The following is a 9,146-nucleotide window of genomic DNA, read 5'->3' on the forward strand; positions in this document are numbered from 1 at the left end:
TAATAACCACGATGGAGATGTTTACAGGCTAATCCACCAAATACAACCCATTTTTTTGTCTTGACAATGGGGAGGGGGTATATGGTAAACATGAAGCTATGATTTGTCAAAACAAGGAAGCGGCTCCAAAGGAAGTGACTCCGGCTGCTTTGCCCCGCCCGCGCGGCGGTATCGGCCCCCTGCTCCGTTCCGCGCTGTGGCTGTGGGGCCGCTCCGGCCCGCGGCGCCTGTTTTTTGTTTTGCGTAACGGCTGCCGTCTCTGGTTTGCCAACCGGCGGCGCCTGCGGCAGATGAAGCGTCTGGGCATTTCCATTCCCACTGTCCTGGCAATCAGTCCCACGATGCGCTGTAACTTCAACTGCCGGGGCTGTTATTCCCGGGGACGCCCCGTGGAAAACGAACTTTCCGGCCGGGAGTTGGATGCCCTTATGCGTGAGGCGGAGCAGCTGGGCATACCCGTGGTCGTCGTTACCGGCGGTGAACCGCTGCTGTACCCCGATCTGCTGCAACTGACCAGTAAAAGCCGCCGTCTTTTTTTTGTAATCATCACCAACGGCACCCTGGTCACGCCGGAAGTGGCGCGGCAGGTGGCGGGCAGCGGCAATACCGTGCTGCTTGTCAGTATCGAAGGTTCTCCCGCGGACACGGATGAGCGGCGCCGGTCCGGTGCTTATGCGGCAGCAATGGAGGCATTTACCCACCTGCGTAACGCCGGCGCTTTCTTTGGTTTTGCCGCCACGAATACAACGGCCAACACCGCTTACCTTGGCAGCGATGCCTTCATGCAAAAAATGACCGAATGCGGCTGCGGCGTCGGTTTTTTTACCGAGTACGTGCCCTGCGATCCTCATCCCCATCCCCACTGGGTCCTCAGTGAAACGGAGCGGGAGGCTTTCGCCGGCGTGTCCTGGAACTGTGGCGGCAGCAGCCGCTGATCCTTATCCAGTTTCCCCACGATGAATATGGTGAAGACAATTACTGTTCGGCAGCGGGGCGGGCCTCCCTGCACATAAATTCCCAGGGCGGCATTGAACCCTGCCCGTTTATCTCCATTGCCTGTGAAAATATCCGTGAGGGTGGCCTGCTTGCCGCCTGTCGCTCTCCGTTCCTGCGGGCCATCCGGGAGCAGGACCAATTACTCCGGCGCAAACGCTTTGCCTGCGCCCTTTTTGAACACCTTGCCGAAATCGAGGATATTGCCGCCCACCTGAAAGGTCCCACCGGAATATGAATAAAACGGTTGGCGTGAAAATCAGTACAAAATTTTATATATTTGCGAAATATATTTTAGTTTTTCACGTGATGTGATAAAACATGTCAAAATTATTCTTAAAAGGTAGGCCGGGAACATAAAAAAACCGGGGAAAGAAGCCATTAAAATAAAAGCTTAGGAGGTTAATTATCGTGGGCGGTCAACGCTTTTTAGTCATTATTGAACAAGACGAAGACGGCAAGTATGTAGCTTCCGTCCCGTCTCTCCCCGGTTGTCATACCCAAGCGGATAACCTGGCTGTGTTAGAAAAGCGGGTCCAAGAGGCAATAAAGCTTTATCTTGACGAAAAAAGCCACTTCATTTTCGTGCCAGAGAAATTTATAGGTATTCATCAGGTTGAGGTACAGCTGTGACAAGACTTGCTATTATCTCTGCCGAAGATATGGAGTGTATACTTGTCCATCTCGGTTTCGTACGCCAAAGACAGGTGGGCAGTCATGTTCTGTTTGCTCATCCCGATGGGCGCTGCACGGTTGTTCCATTCCACAAGGGAGAAGATTTGGGCAGGGGCCTAATCAGAAAAATCCTCCGCGATATAGATATGTCCCCGGAAGAATATGAAAAGTTGAGACAAAAAGTCACATAAGTCACCCGCTGCTCATAATATTGCAGCAGGTTCGAGAAGAGAGAGCGGGTCCGTCCCTTCCCCTTGCTCAGTTCCGATGACCTCTACGACGAGGCAAAATATCGGGAGTTTCGATGATAATTCTATCTTGTCCCAAATGCAGGAGGAAAGCCGATGTCAGGGACTCATTCTGGACCCATCCTCTCGAAAACGGATAGCAAGCGCATTCCCCGGAGCTCCCTGCGGGCTACGCGAGCGAATGATCACCGAAAAGAATTTCTGGCATTTGAAGAATCATCCCCGCCAGTTGGAAGCCATCCAGGGCCTACGCCTGAAGGCACCCGAAAACCAAAACTGCTGGATCATCTCCGCGAAGCTTTACGTTCCCGCCATTACAGCCGAAGGCGTGGGGTAATGAGGGGAGCAATTTGGGAGCAAACATAAAAAAACGGGAGCAAAAACAGCCTATTTTTTGCCCGGGAAGAAACCAACAACACCAAGCAGGACAAGACTTTTTGCAACCTCAGCCAACCTACACAAAAGGCGTTTTTCGCACTACGGATCCGTAGGTTGGGGGTTCGACTCCCTCCGGGCGCGCCATAAGAAATGAGCAACCGTCAAATGTTGTATACAATGGTACTAATCTTGGGAAGGCTGCTTTTTTAAGGCAGCCTCCCCCCAGTGGCTACATATACGCTTTCCGATATATAGCCTCCATCTCGCTTACCAGCGGCATCTTGGGGTTGGCGGTGGTGCACTGATCCTCAAAGGCCTTATCCGCCAAATCGGCCACCCTGGCTTCAAAATCCTCCCAAGCGACCCCACACTGCGCTATGGTCAATGGGATATCCAGCAACTTGAGTAAATCCCTGACCCCTTTAACCAGAGCGGCTACGCCTTCCTCGACAGTAGAGAATTTATATCCCAATATATGCGCTATTTCGGCGTATTTCCGGTCGGCCACGTACTTGCCGTACTTGGGAAAGGAAGCAAACTTGGCCGGCTTCCGGGCATTGTACTCGATAACATGGGGTAATAATATCGCGTTCACCCGGCCATGAGGTATATTAAACTCCCCTCCTAATTTATGCGCCATACTGTGGTTTATCCCCAGGAAAGCGTTTGCAAATGCCATACCGGCTATACATGAAGCATTGTGCATTTTTTCGCGGGCCTCTTTCTTGCTGCCATCTTTATAAACCAGGGGAAGGTATTCGAACACCAACTGTATGGCCTTTATGGCCAGCGCATCGGTATAATCCGACGCCAGAACCGACACATAGGCTTCGATTGCGTGAGTCAACACGTCCATGCCGGTGTCGGCGGTCACCCGCGGAGGAACACTCATCACAAACTCAGGGTCCACGATAGCCACGTCGGGAGTGAATTCATAATCGGCCAGCGGGTACTTGGTATTGGTGGTCTTGTCGGTTATGACCGTAAAGGAAGTAACCTCCGACCCGGTTCCTGAAGTTGTGGGTATGGCCACCATCTTGGCTTTTAGACCCAACACCGGGAATTTGAAGGCTTTTTTCCTTATATCCAGGAACTTAAGATGCAACGCCCTGAAGTCTGTATCGGGATGCTCATAGAACAGCCACATGGCCTTAGCGGCGTCCATGGGTGATCCACCACCCAGTGCTATTATGACGTCGGGTTTGAAACTGTTCATAATTTCAACCCCGCTCATCACTGTCTCTACAGACGGGTCAGGTTCCACATCGGCAAATATTTCACTATGCACGTAAGACAGTCCGTTCTCCGGCCTCTTTCTGAGGTAGTGCAACACCTTGTTCACATATCCCAACTGGACCATGGTCGGGTCGGTAACTATGAAAGCGCGATGTATGTCAGGCATATCCTCAAGATAACGCACCGCTCCGGGTTGAAAATATATCTTAGGCGGTATCTTGAACCATTGCATGTTGACTCTCCTCTTGGCCACTTTCTTCAGATTTACCAAGTGCACCGCTGATATATTGGAAGTGGTGGCATTTCTGCCGAACGAACCACATCCCAAGGTCAATGACGGAAGATAGGTATTGTACAGATCACCTATGGCGCCATGACTGGCCGGAGCATTGACAATAAGGCGTCCGACTTTGATTTTTTTGGAAAACAGATCAATTACCTTGTCATCTTCGGTATGAATCACCGCCGAATGTCCCATCCCTCCGAAATTCACCATCTGTTCGGCTCTTTCGATGCCTTCCTGGTGGTCTTTCACGATATACATGGCCAGGATAGGACTCAGTTTCTCGCGGGAAAGAGGATAATCGGGACCCACTCCGTCAAGTTGCGCAATCAGTATCTTGCTGTTGAGTGGTACCTCGATCCCGGCAATTTTGGCGATATCGTAGGCCGACTTGCCTACCACCGAAGGGTTCATGGAGCATTTGGTCTTGTCTATGGCCAGCTCTTCCACTTTCTTGATTTCTTCCCCTTCCAGGAAATAGCAGGCGTTATCTTTCATGAAGTCTATGAATTCTTCAGCAATAGCCTCATCGACGATTACCGCCTGCTCGGAAGCGCAGATCATTCCATTATCAAACGTTTTGGACAACATGAGGTCAGTAGCCGCTCTTTCCACATCAGCGGTTTTTTCTATATAGCAGGGCACGTTTCCAGGCCCCACTCCCAAAGCCGGCTTGCCCGCACTATATGCCGATTGCACCATGCCGGAACCACCGGTAGCCAGTATCAGGGCAACCCCAGGATGTTTCATAAGATACTGGGTAGCCTCAAGCGAAGGCTCATCCACCCACTGTATGCATCCTTCGGGTGCACCGGCGGATAAGGCAGCATCGCGCATGATTCTGGCGGCATGAGCGCTGCATTTCTGCGCTGACGGATGAAAACCGAAGATTATGGGGTTCCTGGTTTTTATAGCCACTATGGCCTTGAACGTGGTGGTGGATGTCGGGTTGGTCACTGGGGTGATTCCCGCAATGACTCCCACCGGTTCGGCCACCTCTTCGTAGCCTTCATACTCGTTTTCCCGGATCACTCCCACCGTTTTTTCTTCTCTGATACTGTTGTAGATATACTCGGTGGCAAAAAGGTTCTTTATGATCTTGTCCTCGTATACCCCCCGTCCCGTTTCCTCTACCGCCATTTTGGCGAGCTTCATGTGTTGATCTATACCGGCCATGGTCATAGCCTTGGTGATGGCATCGATTTGTTCCTGATCAAAGGCCAAAAAAGCATTTAATGCCTTGGTGGCATTATCAACCATCGCATCAATGGTTGTACGCGGGTCTCTTTCTTTTTCGCCCATAAAAACTACTCCTTTCTTATATGCACATGCACATAATCAGAACCTGAGTTCGTTACACTCACAAGTTATATAAGGCCAATTACAAAAAGATGGCGCATATCAAGGTGAAGTTCCTACCAGGAATCACCTCACTCCCTAAAGGAAAGATACGCCGTGCCAAAAGTTAAACACGGTACCGAAATTTTCTCAAGGGAAATTAATCCCAAAAAATTCCAGAGAAAAATAGCTTACGGGTAGGGATGTGGGCATATCAAGAATAAGTTTCTACCTTTCTTGTCAGTCAACCCGTCGTCACGTCCTCATCAACCCCGAAAACACCTCCACTACCCGAGGATCGAACTGGGATCCGGCACAACGCTGTAGCTCCTGAAGGGCCTCGCTGAGCTGTCTCGGCTTTTTGTACGGACGACCGCTGATCATCACGTCAAAGGCGTCCAGCACGGAAGCAATCCGGGAAAGGAGTGGAATTTCTTCTCTCCTGAGCCCCTGGGGATAGCCGGCACCATCCCAGTGTTCGTGGTGGGCGAGGATAGCCTCGGCGATGGGGTGAAGGTCGGGAGAGGATAAGGCGATGCGGTAGCCGACCTCCGGGTGTTTTTTGACCACCTCCCACTCTTGCGGGGTCAAGGCCAGAGGTTTGTCCAGAATGTGTCGGGGGATACTGATTTTACCTATATCATGAAGACGGGCCAACAATTCCAGGTCGTTGATTTCGTTGGATGAAAGATGCAAGGCCTTTCCCATCCGTTGGGCAAGCTCCCGCAAACGGGTGGCGTGTTCCTGGGTTTCCTGGGTGCTTTCCTGCAAAGACCGTTCCAAGGAGGCGATGATCGAGGAGCGGGCGCTACGACTCTCGGTGAGTTTGCACCGGTACATCCGTTCCTCGGCGAAGGCGATCAACTCATCAATCGGCTGGAGGACGTCAGTCCTGACGGCCCAACCCAGCGACAGGCTAAAAGGCATGAGGTCGGTAGAGGCCTCCCGGCTATGGTAGGCGATGCGTTCAGTGACTTCAGTGAGGACTGTCTCGTTTCCCTGGGGGAGTAAGGCAATGAATTCGTCTCCACCCCAGCGACCGATCAAATCCTGAGACCGGCAGGACAGTTGGAGCGTCCAGGCGCAGAGCTTCAGGAGCTTGTCTCCTTCCAGGTGCCCGAAGGCGTCATTCACCAGCTTCAACCCGTTGAGGTCGCACAGGATCACTCCCAGGGGAATTTCCCCGATATCGTTCAGGCGGCGAATTTCCTTTTCGATGAAAACCCGGTTGTAGAGGTCAGTGAGATGATCATGGAACGAAAGATGCCGGATGTGCTCTTCTTTTTTCTTTCGCTCCGTGATGTCCTGAACATAGCCTTCCAGGTAGCGAACGGTTCCGCTCTCCCGGATGGCATCCCCGAATTCTTCCACCCAGCGGTACTCCCCGCTGCGGTGTCTGAGCCGGTAGACGGAACTGAAGGACCGGCCGGCAGCCAGGGATTCATCTATGCTACGATGAAGCATCGCGAGGTCTTCGGGATGGCACAGGTCGGAATAACGGACCCGTTGATCCAGGAACTCAGCCCGGATATAACCGGTGATCTTCTCGATATAGTCGTTCATATAGAGCATCGTCCACGACGGATCGTTCAGGCACAGGTAGACGACCCCGGGCATATTCTCAGCCAGGAGCCGGTAACGTTCCTGGCTAATGCGGAGGGCTTGAGCCGTCTCGATCTTATGGAGGGCGAAACTCAGGTCGTCGGCCAGTTCTTTGAAGAGGTTCAGGGCCTCAGCGTCTTCGGCGTACCGGAAAGGAACCGACACGACCAGGGCCCCGTAGGTTCGCTCTCCAAAAGACAACCGTACAGACATCCCCGCTTGTCCTTCGTTGTAGTGTATCACCGGTCCGCCGGGACATTCGGTACGGGGTTCTCGGCAAAGCCAGACCTCACCCTGGGCGAGGGCATGGCGCAAACACTCGGGTAACTCTCCCTGGGTCAGATTTTGACCCAGAAGGGTGATCTCTTCTCCCGCTCCAGAAAAGGCGGTATCCGTTACCGTACCCGAGGGGTCAAGAAGGGTGATCCAGGCGGCGGAATAGCCCAGAGTCTCGATGAGGTTCTCACAGGCGCACTGGATCAGGCGGTGCAAGTCGTTCTCCCGGACGATCAACTGGTTGACGTTACGGATAGCCAGGATAACCTGTTTGAGGTAGCGTTCCCGCTCTTCGGAACGGATTCGCTCGGTAATGTCCTCGAAGATCACGCAGAAGCGTTCTTTCGTTTCCCAAGGGCGGTAGGCCTTGCAATGGTAAGATTTCTCAGTGGGTGCGTGATAGAGATCGAAGGTCTGGGAAAGACCGGTTGTGACCACTTCACCGTAGCGCTTGATCCACTCCTCCTCGGTTCCGGGCCAAACCTCCTGGACGGTTTTCCCCCTGAGCTGTTCAAGTTCAACCCCCAGTATCTGTTCATAAGCCTCGTTGAAGTAAAAAAACCGAAAACTGACAAAACGGCCTTTTTCATCAAACACCGACTCATGAACGGCGAAAGCGCTGATCATACTTTTAAACAGCCAGCGCATTTCCTGCTCGCTTTGGACCAGTTCCGCCGTTCGTTCCCGGACTTTCTGATTCAGGATCACCCCGCGGTAACGCAGGAACAGGATCAGGATCAAAAGTAAGGCCAACAGCAAAAGGCCGCTCGCGTAGGCCAGCACCCGGGTGGAAAACTCCTGGGCCCGGAGCCGGTTGACTTGTTCGGCCACCATCTCTTCCAAACGAGTCTGGTAGTGCCACAAAGCCTCCTCCAGCTCCCGCCGGGGGGTGATGTCATGAATCAGGGAAAGAAGGAGGATATCGCCGTTGATCGGATAGGGACGGGAAAAGACCTCGACGGTACGTAGCGAACCATCGGCCAAACGGTGGCGAAAGATGAAATAATTACGCTCTTCCCGCACAGCCCGGGCCCGCTCTTCGGCCACCTGGTCCGGCGTGAGAGTGTTGATCTCCTGGATGAACATAGTGGTGAGACGCTCCCGGGGGTACCCGTAAAAGCGCACGGCGGCGAGGTTGGCGTCCACGATCCGGCCATCGTCCGGATCGATAAAGAGCATGATCTGATCGGTGGTCGCAAAGAAGGTGGCAAAATCGATCTTAGCCAGAGCGGGTGAGGGAATAAAAACGAGAATAAGAATACACAGGAGAATGACAGGTAGCACCCTAACAAAACGGGATCCGTTTATTGCCGAAGGCCGGACAAGGGGAATGGTATGACTCTTGTCTGTCACCAGGGTGATTCCTTTTCTATAATCTATGGTCTTTTCATAGCCACAAAACACCTTTTGAAAAACTCCATCCAGGGCATCGCACACAAGGCCCTAACCGCCGAACCGTTCTCAAGGGGGTGCGGTTAAAACCTTTTCGGGAAGGAGCAGAGTCTCCCGCTCCTCGGAATTCGGACTAAAGTCTTTCCAGAGAATCATCTCCAGGATCAATTCCCGCCTCACGGACCAGCGGTAAGTTTCAGACAGGCCGAAAACCACCCCATGATCAAAATCTCCGGCGAGAGGCCGCTACTACTGTTTCTCAGAATCGGATGAACAACGAAAAGGAGCGGATGGCTGTCGGCAACAACGATACCGGCCCGGCCAAGTTCGATCTCCTGCCGGCGAACTGGCTCCACTCAATGCCAAGAAGAATATAAAATCAGAGAATACTCAAGGAAGGCCTGAGTGACCTTCTGAAAAAAACACAAAATAAGCCGAACTGCTCAGGGGAAACAGTTGTTCATTGGGCAAGAACCGTCTCTACACCGGGGAATCGACCTAAAACGAAAAAATGGAGCGGGAAACGGGACTCGAACCCGCGACCCTCAGCTTGGAAGGCTGACGCTCTACCACTGAGCTACTCCCGCTCATCTGAGAAAAAATTATAACACACTCCAACGTTTCGTCAAGACAACGGGCCACGAACCAGGAGGAGGTATCGGGAATTTACCGGTTGGTCTTGCCCCTGCGAAAGAGCTCAATGAAACCCAGCGCGAGGAGACTGA

Annotated in this window: 5 protein-coding genes and 1 tRNA gene; 3 read left to right on the forward strand and 3 right to left on the reverse strand. The window is 52.5% G+C overall.

Translation table 11 applies throughout. The features are described 5' to 3' along the window. The first annotated feature begins 98 nt into the window (after positions 1-98). The 3 genes from VLH40_00305 (at position 99) to VLH40_00315 (ending at position 2,253) form a co-directional block, all read left to right on the forward strand. On the forward strand, positions 99-935 hold the full coding sequence (locus tag VLH40_00305) for a radical SAM protein (GenBank protein ID HSV30452.1): 837 nt from the start codon (positions 99-101) through the stop codon (positions 933-935). 469 nt (positions 936-1,404) lie between these two features. After that, the gene (locus tag VLH40_00310; GenBank protein ID HSV30453.1) at positions 1,405-1,626 is read left to right on the forward strand and encodes a type II toxin-antitoxin system HicB family antitoxin; all 222 of its coding nucleotides are present in this window, start codon (positions 1,405-1,407) and stop codon (positions 1,624-1,626) included. A 471-nt stretch (positions 1,627-2,097) separates the two neighbouring features. Continuing rightward, positions 2,098-2,253 carry a hypothetical protein gene (locus tag VLH40_00315; GenBank protein ID HSV30454.1) on the forward strand — a complete coding sequence of 52 codons (156 nt, stop codon included), beginning with the start codon at positions 2,098-2,100 and terminating at the stop codon, positions 2,251-2,253. A 270-nt stretch (positions 2,254-2,523) separates the two neighbouring features. Here VLH40_00315 and adhE read toward each other — a convergent pair whose 3' ends face one another. The 3 genes from adhE to VLH40_00330 form a co-directional block, all read right to left on the reverse strand. After that, positions 2,524-5,115, reverse strand: coding sequence for a bifunctional acetaldehyde-CoA/alcohol dehydrogenase (gene adhE / locus VLH40_00320; protein HSV30455.1), 2,592 nt, complete (start codon positions 5,113-5,115; stop codon positions 2,524-2,526). A gap of 291 nt (positions 5,116-5,406) precedes the next feature. Further along, entirely contained in the window at positions 5,407-8,382 is a 2,976-nt protein-coding gene (locus VLH40_00325; protein HSV30456.1) for a PAS domain S-box protein, read from the reverse strand. Positions 8,383-8,933: 551 nt separating this feature from the next. Beyond that, a tRNA-Gly gene (locus VLH40_00330) sits at positions 8,934-9,008 on the reverse strand. Positions 9,009-9,146: the final 138 nt, after the last annotated feature.

The sequence above is a fragment of the Atribacteraceae bacterium genome (assembly GCA_035477455.1).
GTDB lineage: Bacteria > Atribacterota > Atribacteria > Atribacterales > Atribacteraceae > DATIKP01.